Annotated in this window: 11 protein-coding genes, 2 pseudogenes and 1 other annotated feature (1 of these 14 running past the window's edge); of the genes and pseudogenes, 12 read left to right on the top strand and 1 reads right to left on the bottom strand. The window is 45.5% G+C overall.

Going from position 1 to position 16,409, the window contains the following annotated elements:
* Positions 1 to 392: 392 nt before the first annotated feature.
* The 8 genes from dnaA to MUN89_RS01895 all read left to right on the top strand — a co-directional run bounded on the left by dnaA (position 393) and on the right by MUN89_RS01895 (position 10,913).
* Positions 393 to 1,748 (top strand): chromosomal replication initiator protein DnaA, encoded by a 1,356-nt coding sequence (gene dnaA / locus MUN89_RS01930; RefSeq protein WP_244710939.1) that lies wholly within the window; start codon positions 393 to 395, stop codon positions 1,746 to 1,748.
* A 176-nt stretch (positions 1,749 to 1,924) separates the two neighbouring features.
* Positions 1,925 to 3,058 (top strand): DNA polymerase III subunit beta, encoded by a 1,134-nt coding sequence (gene dnaN, locus MUN89_RS01925; RefSeq protein WP_244710938.1) that lies wholly within the window; start codon positions 1,925 to 1,927, stop codon positions 3,056 to 3,058.
* 393 nt (positions 3,059 to 3,451) lie between these two features.
* Positions 3,452 to 3,673 carry a S4 domain-containing protein YaaA gene (gene yaaA / locus MUN89_RS01920; RefSeq protein ID WP_244710936.1) on the top strand — a complete coding sequence of 74 codons (222 nt, stop codon included), beginning with the start codon at positions 3,452 to 3,454 and terminating at the stop codon, positions 3,671 to 3,673.
* Between the two features lie 23 nt (positions 3,674 to 3,696).
* The gene (gene recF / locus MUN89_RS01915; protein WP_244710934.1) at positions 3,697 to 4,815 is read left to right on the top strand and encodes a DNA replication/repair protein RecF; all 1,119 of its coding nucleotides are present in this window, start codon (positions 3,697 to 3,699) and stop codon (positions 4,813 to 4,815) included.
* Between the two features lie 9 nt (positions 4,816 to 4,824).
* Positions 4,825 to 5,106 carry an extracellular matrix regulator RemB gene (gene remB, locus MUN89_RS01910; protein WP_244710933.1) on the top strand — a complete coding sequence of 94 codons (282 nt, stop codon included), beginning with the start codon at positions 4,825 to 4,827 and terminating at the stop codon, positions 5,104 to 5,106.
* A gap of 39 nt (positions 5,107 to 5,145) precedes the next feature.
* Positions 5,146 to 7,071, top strand: coding sequence for a DNA topoisomerase (ATP-hydrolyzing) subunit B (gene gyrB / locus MUN89_RS01905; protein ID WP_396266071.1), 1,926 nt, complete (start codon positions 5,146 to 5,148; stop codon positions 7,069 to 7,071).
* Between the two features lie 98 nt (positions 7,072 to 7,169).
* On the top strand, positions 7,170 to 9,707 hold the full coding sequence (gene gyrA / locus MUN89_RS01900) for a DNA gyrase subunit A (protein WP_244710931.1): 2,538 nt from the start codon (positions 7,170 to 7,172) through the stop codon (positions 9,705 to 9,707).
* A gap of 108 nt (positions 9,708 to 9,815) precedes the next feature.
* On the top strand, positions 9,816 to 10,913 hold the full coding sequence (locus tag MUN89_RS01895; RefSeq protein WP_244710929.1) for an HD-GYP domain-containing protein: 1,098 nt from the start codon (positions 9,816 to 9,818) through the stop codon (positions 10,911 to 10,913).
* Between the two features lie 8 nt (positions 10,914 to 10,921).
* Here MUN89_RS01895 and MUN89_RS01890 read toward each other — a convergent pair whose 3' ends face one another.
* Positions 10,922 to 11,647 carry a YaaC family protein gene (locus MUN89_RS01890; protein ID WP_244710927.1) on the bottom strand — a complete coding sequence of 242 codons (726 nt, stop codon included), beginning with the start codon at positions 11,645 to 11,647 and terminating at the stop codon, positions 10,922 to 10,924.
* Positions 11,648 to 11,817: 170 nt separating this feature from the next.
* On the opposite strand from MUN89_RS01890, the gene guaB reads away from it, so the two are divergent.
* From guaB to pdxT, 4 genes and pseudogenes are all read left to right on the top strand, one after another.
* Entirely contained in the window at positions 11,818 to 13,287 is a 1,470-nt protein-coding gene (gene guaB / locus MUN89_RS01885; RefSeq protein ID WP_244710925.1) for an IMP dehydrogenase, read from the top strand.
* Positions 13,288 to 13,393: 106 nt separating this feature from the next.
* On the top strand, positions 13,394 to 14,731 hold the full coding sequence (locus tag MUN89_RS01880) for a serine hydrolase (protein WP_305852438.1): 1,338 nt from the start codon (positions 13,394 to 13,396) through the stop codon (positions 14,729 to 14,731).
* 118 nt (positions 14,732 to 14,849) lie between these two features.
* Positions 14,850 to 15,733 (top strand): annotated as a pseudogene (gene pdxS / locus MUN89_RS01875) (pyridoxal 5'-phosphate synthase lyase subunit PdxS).
* 19 nt (positions 15,734 to 15,752) lie between these two features.
* Positions 15,753 to 16,342: pseudogene (gene pdxT / locus MUN89_RS01870) on the top strand (pyridoxal 5'-phosphate synthase glutaminase subunit PdxT).
* Positions 16,343 to 16,382: 40 nt separating this feature from the next.
* Positions 16,383 to 16,409 (top strand) — a binding site (T-box leader); it runs 195 nt beyond the window's last position.

Here is a 16,409-nt window from a genome sequence, read left to right as displayed (position 1 = left end):
ATCTATGTGGACAAAAGATGTCTACACGCTGTTGCTGCTGTGGATAAGTGAGAATGAATCATTGCAACTAAAGACTTTATCTGGTATTATATTTGTGTTTAACCGTGAAATGCTTCTGTGCATAAAATTATTTTTCCACAGTCTGTGGATAAGATGTGGACATTTATTAACACGATTGTTTATGCAGTTATTCACAGATTTGTGGATAATGAAAATAACAATCTATAACCCTATGAAATCAATTCATTTTCATCCACACCGAATTAGAAGCTATTTCTTTCGACATTCTTATACAAAGATGATACGAATGCCTTTCGATCCCTTCGAATCGTTCGAAAAAGTGAACGGAAGGCTTTTTTGTTTTCCATTTATGAAGAAAGGGGTGAAACAATTTGGAAAACATTCACGAACTTTGGGACAACACCTTGGAGAAAATAAAAGAAAAAATAAGTAAACCTAGTTTTGAAACTTGGCTCAAGGCGACAAAAGCAGACTCCCTTAATGAAAATACGTTAACCATTGTTGCACCGAATGAATTTGCCCGGGATTGGCTGGAGAATCAGTACGAAGGATTAATTACGGAAACGCTGCAGGAAGTGACAGGGGTGGGACTGGAAACAAAATTCATCATCCCGGAAACGAAAGATGACTCTTTAGAGGATGTGAAGCTTTCCTCCAAAAAAATTCCTGATGTAAAAAATAACGGCAGCGAAGAATCTCCGCAAAGTATGCTGAATTCCAAATATACGTTTGATACGTTCGTTATTGGATCTGGAAACCGTTTTGCCCACGCAGCCTCGCTCGCTGTAGCGGAAGCGCCGGCGAAAGCTTACAATCCTCTATTTATTTACGGGGGCGTAGGGCTTGGAAAAACCCACTTAATGCATGCCATCGGCCATTATGTATTGGATCATAACCCAAATGCGAAAGTGGTTTATTTGTCATCTGAAAAGTTCACTAACGAATTTATTAATTCGATTCGTGATAACAAAGCCGTCAACTTCCGCAATAAGTATCGAAGCGTAGACGTCCTGTTAATCGACGATATTCAATTCCTGGCAGGTAAAGAACAAACGCAGGAGGAATTTTTCCATACTTTCAATACGCTTCATGAAGAAAGCAAGCAGATTGTCATTTCCAGCGACCGGCCGCCGAAGGAAATTCCGACGCTTGAAGACCGGCTCCGCTCCAGGTTTGAATGGGGCTTAATTACCGACATTACGCCCCCGGATCTTGAAACAAGAATCGCCATCCTGAGGAAAAAAGCAAAAGCAGAAGGGCTCGACATTCCCAATGAAGTCATGCTTTATATCGCCAATCAAATCGACACGAATATTCGAGAGCTTGAAGGAGCGCTGATCCGCGTCGTTGCCTACTCTTCTCTGATTAACAGGGATATTAACGCATCGCTTGCCGCAGAAGCTTTAAAGGATATCATTCCAAGCTCAAAACCACGGGTGATCACGATTGAAGCAATCCAGGAGATGGTTGGAGAGAAATACAATGTAAGATTAGAAGACTTCCCAGCGAAGAAGCGTACGAAATCCATTGCATTTCCGAGACAGATCGCCATGTATTTATCTCGCGAACTGACAGATTATTCCCTGCCGAAAATTGGGGAAGAGTTCGGGGGACGTGACCATACGACCGTCATCCATGCGCATGAAAAAATTTCAAAAATGATCGGTTCGGATCAACAGCTTCAGCGTGAACTGGAAGAAATCAAAGAACAGCTGAAATCGATCTAACCTGAATACTGTGAATAACTGAACCACACGTATCAACAATTTATCCACATGTGGACAGAGTGGGTCCGATGACGTTTATGCAGTTATCCACAAATTCACAGCCTATACTATTACTATTACTAGTTTTTATAAATAAAAAATATATATAATATATGCTCAGTAGGAGGAGTGTATTCATGAAATTTATCATCCAACGGGATCAGCTTATGGAAAGTGTTCAGCATGTAATGAAGGCGATCTCTTCGAGAACCACGATTCCGATTTTGACAGGTATGAAGCTGGAAGCAACACAGGAAGGTGTTAAGCTTACAGGAAGCGATTCCGATATTTCCATCGAATCATTTATTCCTAAAGAAGAAGATGGAATTGTTTATGTAGAACATATCGATCCCGGAAGTGTCGTGCTTCAAGCGAAGTATTTCCCGGACATTGTCCGCAAGCTCCCGCAGAAAACCGTAGAAATCGAAAGTGACAATCATAGAAACGTCACGATTCGCAGTGGAAGTGCTGAGTTCCATTTAAACGGCCAGGATCCGGAAGAATATCCACAGCTGCCACAATTACATACGGAGGATAGTTTTGAACTGCCGATTGATTTGTTGAAAAATCTCATCCGTCAAACCGTATTTGCAGTCTCCACTTCGGAAACACGACCGATTTTAACGGGAGTCAATGTGAGGATTGAAGACGGGGAGCTTCACTTCATAGCGACGGACAGTCACCGGCTTGCTTCTAGAAAAATCCCAATGGATACAAGCAGCGAGCTGCCATCAGTGGTCATTCCCGGGAAGAGCCTGACGGAGCTGAATAAGATTCTCACTGATTCAGAGGATACGATCGAAATCAGCGTGACAGAAAATCAGGTCCTGTTTCGTACGAAGCACCTTTATTTCTTATCACGCCTGCTTGACGGTAATTATCCAGAAACATCAAGGCTCATCCCGGAGCAAAGCAAAACCGTCGTGAAGATTGATACAAAGGAATTGCTGCAATCCGTAGACCGGGCTTCCCTGCTTGCGAAAGAAAACCGCAACAATGTCGTCCGACTGATTACTAAAGAAGACAACCACATCGAAATCAACGGCAACTCTCCGGAAGTTGGAAATGTCACCGAAGAGGTAGTCGCCAATGCTGTTGATGGAGAAGACTTAAAGATTTCCTTTAGTGCGAAATACATGATGGATGCGCTGAAGGCTGTGGATTACGATCAAGTTAAAGTAGAATTCACAGGAGCTATGCGTCCATTTTTAATTCGACCTGTGGATGATGAACAGATTCTGCAGCTCATTCTTCCAGTCAGAACTTACTAGAATAAAAGCGGTAATGATCAGCTTGCAGAGAAACGCCTTCGTTTTTCTGCAAGCTGTTTTTATTCTGATCCGGCGAGGACCTCCGCTACTCTGCATGCGCCAGATCGTTCGATGCTGCTACAGGATGTACCTTATGGAAGCCGATCCCTTAACCAAACAGCTTCTTCGTGCAGTGAACTTGGATCCCCCGTTTTTCTTCAGAGGTCTGAATCGAAGAGTTAGCCGCTACACGGGGCAGGGTATAAACATCACATTTAATGCAAAAATCCCTCGTTTATTAAGAAAAAATCGTTTTTTCCTCCTATTTTCTGTCTTATTCTGCGCTAGACTTTTCTTACGACTCTATCTTTAGTAAAATAAGAAGAAGGCCATTTCATGAAACTAGGTGAACTTATGAGTGAACGTATAGAAATATCCACAGATTTTATTCCGCTCGGTCAATTTCTTAAATTGGCCAACGTAGTAGAATCCGGAGGCATGGTGAAAATTTTTCTATCAGAATTTGAAGTCTATGTGAACGGCGAGCTTGAGAACCGCCGTGGACGGAAGCTGTACCTGGGAGATACCGTAGAGATTGAAGAATTCGGGAGCTATGAGGTCGTCCGGGAAGAATAGCCGGATGTGTAAATTTACAAAATATGTATATTCATGAACTATCGTTACGCACTTACCGGAATTACGACCAGCTGTCCTTAACGTTCGATCACACCATCAATGTCATCATTGGTGAAAACGCCCAGGGAAAGACGAACCTGATGGAGGCTATTTATGTCCTGGCTTTTACAAAATCTCACCGGACTCCCCGCGATAAAGAATTAATACAATGGGATGCAGAGTATGGTAAAATAAAAGGGAGTGTCTATAAACGAAACCGCCGATTTCCCTTAGAAATTATCATTTCCAATAAAGGAAAAAAGGCAAAGCTGAACCATATGGAGCAAAAGCGCCTGAGTGACTATGTAGGAGCTTTGAACGTCGTTATGTTTGCACCTGAGGATTTGAACCTTGTCAAAGGGAGTCCTCAGGTGCGTCGTAGGTTTATTGACATGGAGATCGGTCAAATCCAGCCTACATATATCTTCCATTTAGGCCAATATCAAAAGGTGCTGCGCCAGCGCAACCACTTGCTGAAAGAGCTGCAGAGAAAGCCGGCTGCAGACAGGACGATGCTCGGTGTTTTAACGGACCAGCTGATCGAGCATGCAGCGACCATCGTTGAGCGGAGGTTTAAGTTTCTGCATTTGCTAAGAACGTGGGCGCTCCCCATTCATGAAGGGATCAGCCGCAGCCTTGAAACCTTGGAAATTGCCTATAATCCCAGTGTCAAAGTATCAGAGGATATGAATTTGGAAACAATAAAAGAGAGTTACTCGAATAAATTTAATGAGCTGGAAACGAAGGAAATAGAGCGAGGGACGTCGCTCGCCGGCCCCCATCGGGATGATTTAATTTTCTACGTCAACGGCAAGGACGTGCAGACGTATGGATCTCAAGGCCAGCAGAGAACGACTGCTCTATCTTTGAAACTTGCAGAAATAGAATTGATTCATAGTGAAGTGGGCGAATATCCGATTCTTCTCCTCGACGATGTATTAAGTGAGCTGGATGATCATCGCCAGTCGCATCTGCTTCACACGATTCAAGGAAAAGTACAGACCTTTGTTTCCACTACCAATATAGATGGCATTCAACATGAAGCCCTTGAAAAAGCGGAAATATTTCATGTCAAAGATGGAACGATAGAAGTTCAGAAATGAGGTGGGAGATTGTTCATCCACATTGGTGATGATCACGTCATTCGGTCTAGTGATGTCGTAGCAATTATTGACCATAGTTTAGTCTCTTCATCCTCGATTATTGAAGAGATGATTTTCAATCAACGCAAGAATAAGCAAGTGGTTGAAGCGGAAGAAAACAGTGCAAAAGCCATTGTGATTACTAATGATTTTATCTATTTCAGTCCTTTATCCGTGTACACCTTGAAAAAACGTGCCAATATGATGTCAACGTTAAACAAGCTGGAGGATTTTTCGGAGGAAACGGAATAGATCGTCTTAAAAACCACTTGAGAAATGTAGGTGAGTACCATGAAGGAAGAAATTATCCAGGAAAAAGAGACGTATGATGAAAGCCAGATACAGGTGCTTGAAGGACTTGAAGCCGTACGAAAACGTCCAGGGATGTATATCGGTTCCACAAACGAAAGAGGCCTGCACCATTTAGTGTGGGAAATCGTGGATAACAGTATTGACGAGGCAATGGCCGGTTTTTGCGATCATATTCAAGTACACATTGAAGAGGATAACAGCATTACTGTTATTGATAACGGACGGGGGATCCCTGTCGGCATTCAGGAAAAAACCGGACGGCCGGCAGTCGAGGTAATCATGACCGTGCTTCACGCCGGGGGTAAATTCGGCGGTGGAGGCTACAAAGTCTCAGGCGGTCTGCACGGCGTAGGGGCATCCGTCGTAAATGCTCTTTCCACCCAGCTTGAGGTGTTTGTCCACCGTGACGGCAAGATTCACTATCAAGAATTCAGACGCGGCATTCCTCAAGAAGACTTGAAGGTGATCGGAGAAACTGATATTACCGGAACCCGCACTCACTTTAAGCCGGACCCTGAGATCTTTACCGAAACTGAGGAATATAAATTTGAAACGCTGGCCAACCGTCTGCGTGAGCTTGCTTTTCTCAACCGCGGTTTAACGATTACGATTGAAGATAAACGAAGCGAAGAGAATGAGACGAAGGAATATTTCTATGAAGGCGGTATTGTGTCGTATGTCGAGCACATGAACCGCACGAGGGAAACCATTCATGAACCGTTCTTTGTAGAAGATGAACAAGACGATATTGCCGTAGAGATTGCGCTGCAGTACAATGATGGCTTTGCCAGCAACATCTATTCGTTTACGAACAATATCCATACGTATGAAGGCGGAACCCACGAATCCGGCTTTAAAACCGGGCTCACCCGTGTGATTAATGACTATGCCCGGAAGAATAACATGTTTAAGGAAAACGACCCTAACTTGTCCGGGGATGATGTTCGAGAAGGTTTAACAGCAATCATCTCGATTAAACACCCGAACCCTCAATTTGAAGGACAGACGAAGACGAAGCTTGGAAATAGTGAAGCGCGAACGGTTACCGATTCACTTTTCTCGGAAGCTTTTACGAAATACTTGTTTGAAAATCCGAACATGGCGAGAAATATTGTTGAAAAAGGACTGATGGCTTCAAGAGCGCGTATGGCAGCGAAAAAAGCCCGCGAGCTCACCCGCCGCAAAAGTGCACTCGAGGTGTCCAACCTGCCGGGTAAACTAGCGGACTGTTCTTCTAAGGATGCAAATATTTCTGAACTATACATCGTTGAGGGGGATTCCGCGGGCGGTTCAGCTAAACAAGGCCGTGACCGCCATTTCCAGGCGATTCTTCCCTTGCGCGGAAAAATTATTAACGTGGAGAAAGCCCGTTTGGACAAGATTCTATCCAACAATGAAGTCCGGGCCATCATTACCGCTCTAGGTACAGGGATTGGCGAGGAGTTTGATATCTCCAAGGCCCGCTACCACAAAATCGTCATTATGACGGATGCCGACGTAGACGGAGCCCACATCCGCACGCTGCTGCTCACTTTCTTTTACCGGTACATGCGTCCGTTAATCGAACATGGCTATGTGTATATCGCTCAGCCGCCTCTTTACAAGATCCAGCAAGGAAAAACGGTCTATTACACGTATAGTGATAAGCAGCTGGATAAGATGCTTGCCGAGCTTCCGCAAAACCCAAAGCCCGGCGTACAGCGTTACAAAGGTTTAGGCGAGATGAATCCGGAACAGCTGTGGGAAACAACTATGGATCCGGAGACGAGAACTTTACTACAAGTCAGTCTTGAAGATGCCATCGGTGCGGATGAAACGTTTGACATCCTCATGGGCGATAAAGTAGAGCCACGCCGTAACTTTATTCAGGAAAATGCGCAATACGTGCAGAATTTAGACGTCTAAATCGATGCAGTAACTATAAAAGAACAGGCAACAATGGGATGGAAAGCGCTGTGATAGAGTCTTTCCTTTTCCATTTAAGTAACTAGGAGGTAAAAGGAATGGTGGATCAACCCGAACGCCCACGTGTCCAGGAAGTGAATATCAGCCAGGAAATGCGGACATCTTTTCTTGACTATGCCATGAGCGTCATTGTGGCTCGAGCTCTTCCAGACGTTCGAGACGGATTGAAGCCCGTGCACCGCAGAATTCTCTATGCGATGCATGACCTGGGCATGCATGCCGATAAAGCATACAAAAAATCGGCCCGTATCGTTGGAGAAGTAATTGGTAAGTACCACCCGCACGGGGACTCTGCCGTATACGATACAATGGTGCGGATGGCTCAGGACTTCAACTACCGGTACATGCTGGTAGACGGCCATGGCAACTTCGGTTCTGTCGACGGGGATGCTGCAGCAGCCATGCGTTATACAGAGGCGAGAATGTCTAAGATTTCCATGGAAATATTGAAAGACATCAATAAAGACACCATTGATTATGATGATAACTACGATGGTACGGAAAGAGAGCCGAAAGTGCTGCCAGCGAAGTTTCCGAACCTTCTCGTTAATGGAGGCTCCGGGATCGCTGTTGGTATGGCGACCAATATTCCGCCCCACCAGCTTGGGGAAGTGATCGATGGGGTGCTTGCGCTCAGTAAAGATCCTGATATTACGATTCAGGAGCTTATGGAATCTTATATTTTCGGTCCTGACTTTCCAACAGCCGGAAAAATTCTCGGCCTGAGCGGCATTCGCAAAGCTTATGAAACGGGGAAAGGATCGATTACGGTCCGCGCGAATGTGGAAATTGAAGAATCGGAGAATAGTAAGTCCCGGATTATCGTAACCGAGCTTCCTTACCAGGTTAACAAAGCCCGGCTTGTAGAAAAAATCGCCGAGCTTGCCAGAGACAAGCGGATTGATGGGATTACGGATTTACGAGATGAATCCGACCGTAACGGCATGCGGGTCGTGATCGAATTAAGAAGAGATGCGAACCCGAATGTATTGTTAAACAATCTCTACAAAATGACGGCCCTGCAGACGACGTTCGGCATCAATATGCTGGCGCTTGTTAATGGGCACCCTAAAGTCCTTAATCTTAAACAGTGCCTTGAATTTTATCTTGAACACCAAAAAGAAATCATTCGCCGCAGAACTGCCTACGAGCTTCGCAAAGCAGAAGCACGGGCTCACATTTTGGAAGGCTTGCGGATTGCACTCGATCATTTGGACGAAGTGATCACGCTGATCCGCGAATCCCAAACGACCGATATTGCAAGAAACGGTCTGATGGAGCGGTTCGGACTTTCAGAAAAACAAGCTCAGGCGATTCTTGATATGAGGCTTCAGCGCTTAACCGGTCTGGAAAGAGAAAAGATCGAAAGCGAGTACCAGGATTTAGTCAAGCTGATTGATGAATTGAAAGCGATCCTTGCTGATGAGGAGAAAGTGCTTGAAATCATCCGCGAAGAGCTGCTTGATATTAAAGAACGCTACAACGATGAGCGTCGTACAGAAATCGTTCTTGGCGGAACCGACTTCATTGAAGATGAAGATTTAATCCCGGAAGAGACCGTGATCGTGACCCTTACCCACCAGGGCTACGTGAAGCGTCTGCCGGCGAGCACGTACCGTTCGCAGCGCCGCGGCGGCCGGGGAGTCCAGGGCATGGGCACCCACGAGGAAGATTTTGTGGAGCACCTGCTTTCTACATCGACGCATAACACGCTGCTTTTCTTCTCCAATAAAGGAAAAGTATATAAGGCGAAAGGGTATGAAGTCCCTGAATTCAGCCGGACGGCCAAAGGAATTCCGATCATTAATATGCTGAATATTGAACAGGACGAATGGATTAATGCCGTCATTACGGTCGAAGAATTCGTCGATGACTGGTACTTGATCTTTACAACTAGAAACGGGATTACGAAACGGACGACTCTTTCTCAATTTGCCAATATCCGCCGCGGCGGCCTGATTGCCTTAGGCCTGCGCGAGGATGATGAATTGATCTCTGTCCGCTTAACTGACGGAGCGAAAGACGTCATGATCGGTACGCAGAACGGTTATTTGATCCGCTTTAATGAAGATCAGATTCGAGCAATGGGCCGTACAGCAGCCGGCGTAAAAGGCATTTCCTTACGCGGGGATGATAAGGTCGTCTCTATGGAACTGATCGATGACAGTCTGCAAGTGCTGACCGTTACAGGAAAAGGATTTGGAAAACGGACTCCTGCCAGCGAATATCGAATTACCAACCGCGGCGGGAAAGGAATCATTACCTGTAACTTAACGGAGCGAAATGGACAAGTCGTGGCAACCAAAGCCGTCACCGGGGATGAAGACCTTATGATTATTACAGCGAGCGGTGTATTAATCCGCATGGCTGTGGACAGTATTTCTGAAACCGGCAGAAATACGCAGGGCGTCCGCCTCATCCGTCTTGGTGAAGGAGAAGAAGTGGCGACTGTAGCGAGAATTGAAGCAGAGAAAGTAGACGAAATAGAAGAAGAAATAGAAGAAGGACCAACGGAAATCTCTGAGGCAGAAAGCGAAACCTTAGAGGAAGATCATGAGGGTTCAGAAGAAGAATGATAGAACACTAAATGTTCTCAAACCGCCTGTCGATATAAGAACAGACAGGCGGCTTTTTTTATGCTGCCAAGGCTTTTCACAAGAGATAATAAAGTAAGGAGGCAGGGAATGATGCGGATCCATCCTTCTCAATTAGTCCCTGGCTGTATTCTTACGAAAGAAGTGATGGGCAAGACAAAACGGCCGATCATTCCAAAGAATACAGTGATTCATTCCACTCATATTCACGTATTACATAAATTCAACGTTTCTTCCGTAGAAGTAGCGAACAAGCTGACGAACGGGTCGGCCTTTACTCCAGAGAAGAATCCAGAAATCCCTGAAGAGAAGGTCGTAGAACCAGAGGAAACGGTAGACTCAGCGTCCTTCCAGGACCAGTATTTGGAAGCTGTCGAACAGTATAAGAAATGGTTCCGGAACTGGCAGTCAGGCGCACCGATCGATATTAACGCAGTCCGTACCGTTATGGTGCCTTTACTGGAGCAGGCGGTGGATCTTGACCGGGAAATTTTTTCCCTGCATCATTCATCTTCAGCGAAGGAATATCCCTACCATCACAGCGTTGCCATGGGCGCGATATCCGCGTACCTGGCTTCCAAAATGGGATATAACTACGGAGAATGGATTCAAATCGGCTTAGCCGGATTATTGAGCGACTGCGGCATGGCAAAAATTGATAAGTCTCTGCTGCTAAAAGAAGATTCCTTAACAGAGGCAGAATTTGAAGAAATAAAGAAACATGCAGCCTACTCATACCGGCTTGTAGAGTCCATTCCTTCTTTAAGTACGAATGTAAAATTAGCGATTCTTCAGCACCATGAACGACTCGATGGCAGCGGCTATCCATTGGGTCTGCAAAAAGAGAAACTGCATTCCTTTGGCCAGTTGATCGCTCTCAGCGATATCTACCACGCGATGACTTCCGAGCGGATCTACCGCCAGAAGCAGTCTCCTTTTAAAGTTCTTGAGGAATTGCTGCAGGAGCAATTCGGCCGGTATGACCACACGATGATTCAGCTGTTAGTAAAAGAAATGGCGAATCTTTCAACAGGCAGTCAAGTGGTGCTTTCCAACGGCCAGCGGGCGGAAGTGCTGTTTGTCGAATCGGCTCATCCGACCCGGCCGATGGTTCGGACGGCGGACGATGAAGAAATTATCCTGTTAAAAGAACGGATAGATTTGCATATTGAAGAAATCGTAGATTGATGAAAAGGTCAGTTTTCCAAGCCTGATTGGTGAAACTGGCCTTTTAACCATTCGGCAATCAGCAGAGGAATCCGATTAGAAGATTCTTTAAGAAATTGCGTAATGAATACATAGTCATCCCGGTCTCTCAGCTGTTCCATCTCTCCCCACCATTCTCCTTCATAGCGGACAAGCATGCTTAAATTGTAAAGAATTGCAAAATGGGCAAGCAGCTCCGGCCATGGTTCGCCGGTGGAGTCAGTCTGCAGATTTTTATATTCATAAATCCAGCTCATAAAGGGAAGCGGACGCAGCAGTTCATCCATCGATACCTTCTCCTCGGTTGTCTCAAAAGCAAAGAGGTGACGGGCAGCATAAGGAAACAGCCCGTTCGGCTGAATCCGGATATCATCTTCCAAAAATCGATAGTGCTGCCGCTTTCTTTTTCTCGTGGAAAGGCCGTGCGCCAGCACTTTCGCTGTGGCTGGATAACCGGGATCGACCGTGAGAAGCAAACTTTTTAAATAATGAGTTAAGCTGTAATATAAAAGCAGCGGCTGGACGCTTAAAGGCGTATGGAGGCTGGACTGTAAATACTCATCGCCAAGATTCAATCCATAAATAAACCGTTCCGCGTTGTTGTAGGCGTGCTGGGAGGCTCTGCGATTTTCAATTCGTTCATAACAAGAAGCAAGGAAAGGACGCGTGTGGGCAGTCACTTGTAAATAAGCAAGAATGGTTTGGTTATCTCTCACCAAAATTCAGCTCCTTTCCTTATCATTAGGGGATTTCTGCCATTTTTTTATGCTTGAAAAAGCACAATCATTGTCGTATTGTAATTAACAATAAGAATGTGTTATGGATTCGTTCCCATTTATTCTACCCACTTTTACCTAAAGTATTTTAAATAAAGGAGAGATTAAGCATGCGTGAGGACAAATTTACTAAAGAGGGATTGACGTTTGATGATGTCCTTCTACTACCGGCAAAGTCTGATGTGCTGCCACGTGATGTTTCTTTAGCGACGGAATTGTCACCGACGTTAAAATTGAACATGCCGATTATCAGTGCAGGAATGGACACGGTCACAGAAGCGGAAATGGCTGTTGGAATGGCAAGGCAAGGCGGACTTGGAGTCATTCATAAGAACATGTCGATTGAAGACCAGGCGGAACACGTCGACCGGGTGAAACGATCAGAGAGCGGTGTCATCACCAATCCATTTTTCCTTACTCCGGAGCATCAAGTGTTTGATGCCGAGCATTTAATGGGAAAATTCCGGATTTCAGGTGTGCCGATTGTCAATAATGTTGAGGAGCAGAAGCTGGTCGGAATCCTTACCAACCGCGATCTGCGTTTTATCGAAGATTACTCGATGGCGATTTCTGAAGTCATGACGAGTGAAGATCTTGTAACGGCTCCAGTAGGCACCACCCTTGATGAAGCGGAAAAGATCCTGCAGCGGTACAAAATTGAAAAACTGCCTTTAGTGGACAACCAGGGCGTGTTAAAAGGCTTAATTACGATCAAGGATATCGAAAAAGTCATTGAATTTCCAAACGCCGCCAAAGACGAACAAGGACGCCTGTTAGTGGCTGCAGCTGTCGGCGTTACAGCAGATGCGATGACAAGAATTGATAAACTGGTCGAAGCGCATGTCGATGCGTTAGTTGTCGATACGGCTCACGGCCATTCCCAAGGGGTCATTGAGCAGGTAAAACGCATCCGGGCGAAATACCCTGATATCAATATTATCGCAGGAAATGTGGCAACACCGGAAGCTACCCGCGAGCTTATCGAAGCAGGAGCCGATGTCATTAAGGTCGGGATAGGACCTGGATCGATTTGTACGACACGTGTCGTCGCTGGTGTCGGAGTGCCGCAAATAACGGCTGTGAATGACTGTGCGATGGAAGCGGAAAAAGACAACATTCCTGTCGTTGCTGATGGAGGAATCAAGTATTCGGGAGATATCGTTAAAGCGATCGCTGCCGGGGGACATGCGGTTATGCTCGGTAGTCTTTTAGCGGGGGTTACGGAAAGTCCTGGAGAAACAGAAATTTTCCAAGGACGCCGCTTCAAAGTCTATCGCGGCATGGGTTCTGTCGGCGCCATGGAAGCAGGATCCAAAGACCGTTATTTCCAAAACGAACAAGAATCCAAAAAGCTTGTGCCTGAAGGAATTGAAGGAAGGATGCCTTACAAGGGACCGCTTTCCGATTCCATTCACCAGCTGCTTGGCGGTCTGCGCTCAGGCATGGGCTATTGTGGGACTACGACCATTGAGGCACTTCGAAATGATTCCAAATTCACAAGAATCACGGGCGCGGGGTTAAGAGAAAGCCATCCTCATGACGTTCAAATTACAAAAGAAGCACCAAACTACTCCGTTTGACCCGGTTTATCCTTATAGACAGGGACTTTTCCCTGTCTATTTTTTTGCCTATGGCTGTGGTAGAATAGCAAGAGTGTATAATATTATCCGTGGAGGTTGAGAAAATTTGAAACAGCGTTTTCAAGCTGCAATAGCTGTAATGGCGGCTTTTGTTTTTAGTGTAATGGTCGTTTTTTCTAGTCCGGGCTCTACATATGCCGCTTCTTTTGACTTAGGAGCGAAGTCTGCAATTCTAGTAGATGCAAATACCGGCAAAGTATTGTTTTCGAAAGAACCGGATCTAACCTTGCCCCCAGCAAGCATGACCAAGATGATGACCGAGTACCTTGTCCTCGAGGCGATCGAGAAAGGAACCATCAGCTGGGATACAACGACTCAAATTAGTGATTACCCTTATAGTATTTCTGCAAACCCCTCTTTTTCCGGGGTAGGTTTAAAACAAAATCATGATTATACGGTTCGTGAACTATATGAAGCGATGGCGATTAACTCTGACAATGCGACGACGATCGCACTTGCTGAGTTAGTAGCTGGTTCAGAAAAAGATTTTGTAGATATGATGAATAAAAAGGCCAAGGAAATGGGCCTTCCTGATTACCAATTTGTCAATTCTACAGGCCTTTCCAACAAGGACCTGGGAGAAAATCGTCCAAAAGGAACAGAAGCAGACGCAACCAATTTGCTCTCCGCTCGTTCTACTGCCATGCTTGCCTACCACCTGATCAACGATTATCCAGAATCTCTCGAGGTGACAAGTGTTACCACTACTAAGTTTGATGGACAGACGATTCAGAACTGGAACTGGATGCTTCCCAACATGCCGGGCTATTTAAAACAATTCGGCTATGATGGCGTGGATGGTTTAAAAACAGGCTTTACCGACCTTGCCGGTTATTGCTTTACCGGAACGGCTGAAAGGGACGGACAGCGCCTCATTTCCGTTGTCATGAAAACCGACAGCAAAGAAGCTCGTTTCCAGGAAACGGCGAAGCTCTTTAACTATGGCTTCCAGCAGTTCAGCACTAAGGAACTCTATCCGGCTGGCTACCAAGTCAAGGATCAGTCTGAGCTTAAGGTGACCAAAGGGAAAGAAGACCAGGTTGAAGTCGAAACGAAAAGTGCTTTAAAAACGATGGTGAAAAACGGAGAGGAAAAGCAATACTCTGTGAAATACCATTTTGACAAAGATAAACTGACCAAAGACGGTAAAATTACTGCCCCTGTGAAAAAAGGGGATAAAGTAGGAACAGCTGAGCTGGTCTATAAAGGCGATGAGAAGTACACCAATCTATTATCAGGCAAACCGCAGAAAACGACGGTAGATTTAGTGACAACTTCCTCTGTAGAAAAAGCCAACTGGTTTATGCTTGCCTTAGGCGGCATTGGTGATTTCTTCAGTGATGTCTTCACAGGAGCTGTAGATACGGTAAAAGGCTGGTTCTAGTGATAGCCAATTTATTTAGTAGGAATTGGCCCAATCATGCGTTACAATAGAGGGTAGGAAGTTTTTAGTCAAAACTAGCGTTTTTAAATATATAGCTGAACTAGGGAGGAATTTGACCATGTCACAAACAGGTACTGAACGTGTAAAAAGAGGAATGGCGGAAATGCAAAAAGGTGGCGTCATTATGGACGTCGTCAATGCGGAACAAGCTAAAATTGCAGAAGAAGCTGGCGCGGTAGCCGTAATGGCTCTTGAACGTGTCCCAGCTGATATTCGTGCTGCCGGCGGAGTTGCCCGCATGGCTGATCCAACCATTGTTGAAGACGTGATGAATGCTGTTTCAATTCCAGTCATGGCTAAAGCTCGTATTGGCCATATCACTGAAGCGCGTGTATTGGAAGCTATGGGGTAGACTATATTGATGAAAGTGAAGTACTGACCCCTGCCGATGACATTTATCATATTAAGAAAGATGAATACACGGTACCGTTTGTATGTGGCTGCCGCGACCTTGGCGAAGCGGCCCGCCGTATTCGTGAAGGAGCTTCTATGCTTCGGACGAAAGGCGAGCCTGGTACAGGCAACATCGTGGAAGCCGTAAGTCATATGCGTAAAGTACAAGCGCAGATTCGTCAGCTTCGCGGCATGACGGAAGATGAAGTGATGGTATTTGCCAAAGACCTCGGAGCACCATTCGATCTTCTTATGGAAATCCGTGAAGAAGGACGCCTGCCAGTCGTGAACTTCGCTGCCGGCGGAATCGCCACTCCAGCGGATGCTTCATTGATGATGCAGCTCGGCGCAGACGGAGTGTTTGTTGGATCCGGTATTTTCAAATCCAATAATCCTGAGAAATTCGCACGTGCAATCGTAGAGGCAACGACCCATTACGATGATTACAAACTCATTGGCGAATTATCCAAAGGACTAGGAACAGCTATGAAAGGGATGGAAATGTCCACCCTTACTCAAGAGCAGCGCATGCAGGAGCGCAGCCAATAAGTAAAAGGAGACATGCATCATGACTACGATCGGTGTATTAGGTCTTCAAGGGCTTTCAGGGAGCATGTCCGCTCTGTAGAAGCTTCTGGAGCAAAAGCGATTGTCGTGAAACGTAAGGAACAGCTTGATGAAGTCGATGGTTTAATTATCCCTGGTGGAGAAAGTACGACCATCCGCCGGCTGATCGATAAATATGAATTCTTTGAACCGATTCAGGAATTCGGAAAACAAGGCAAGCCGATCTTTGGAACATGCGCCGGTTTAATTATTCTCGCTTCTGAAATTGATGGATCTTATGACGTCCATTTAGGACTGATGGACATTCGTGTCCGGAGGAACGCATTTGGTCGCCAGAAAGAAAGCTTTGAAGCAGATCTTGATATTGAAGGAGTGGCCGACGGGTATAATGCGGTCTTTATCCGTGCACCCTATATCGAAGGTGTAGGAAACGACACAAAGGTACTTGCTACGTATAACGGCCATATCGTAGCCGCTCAGCAAGGCCATTATCTCGCTTGTTCGTTTCATCCGGAATTAACGGATGACCACCGCATTACCAAGCATTTTGTAAAAATGGTGGAAAATTCTAAAAAATCTCTTGCATCCTAAAGCAAATTAGGCTATTGTTATTTAACAAATAAACGATTTTTAAAAAACGCTGATAGGAAGTAGTAAC

This window comes from Halobacillus salinarum, from assembly GCF_022919095.1.
Classification (GTDB): domain Bacteria; phylum Bacillota; class Bacilli; order Bacillales; family Halobacillaceae; genus Halobacillus_B; species Halobacillus_B salinarum.
This window is presented reverse-complemented; position numbering and strand designations above follow the sequence as displayed.

Bases quoted from the DNA above. Each gene is read 5' to 3' on its own strand.
- dnaN (WP_244710938.1), top strand. From the start codon at position 1,925: ATGAAATTTATCATCCAACGGGATCAGCTTATGGAAAGTGTTCAGCAT.
- MUN89_RS01895 (WP_244710929.1), top strand. From the start codon at position 9,816: ATGATGCGGATCCATCCTTCTCAATTAGTCCCTGGCTGTATTCTTACG.
- recF (WP_244710934.1), top strand. From the start codon at position 3,697: ATGTATATTCATGAACTATCGTTACGCACTTACCGGAATTACGACCAG.
- gyrB (WP_396266071.1), top strand. From the start codon at position 5,146: ATGAAGGAAGAAATTATCCAGGAAAAAGAGACGTATGATGAAAGCCAG.
- yaaA (WP_244710936.1), top strand. From the start codon at position 3,452: ATGAGTGAACGTATAGAAATATCCACAGATTTTATTCCGCTCGGTCAA.
- guaB (WP_244710925.1), top strand. From the start codon at position 11,818: ATGCGTGAGGACAAATTTACTAAAGAGGGATTGACGTTTGATGATGTC.
- gyrA (WP_244710931.1), top strand. From the start codon at position 7,170: ATGGTGGATCAACCCGAACGCCCACGTGTCCAGGAAGTGAATATCAGC.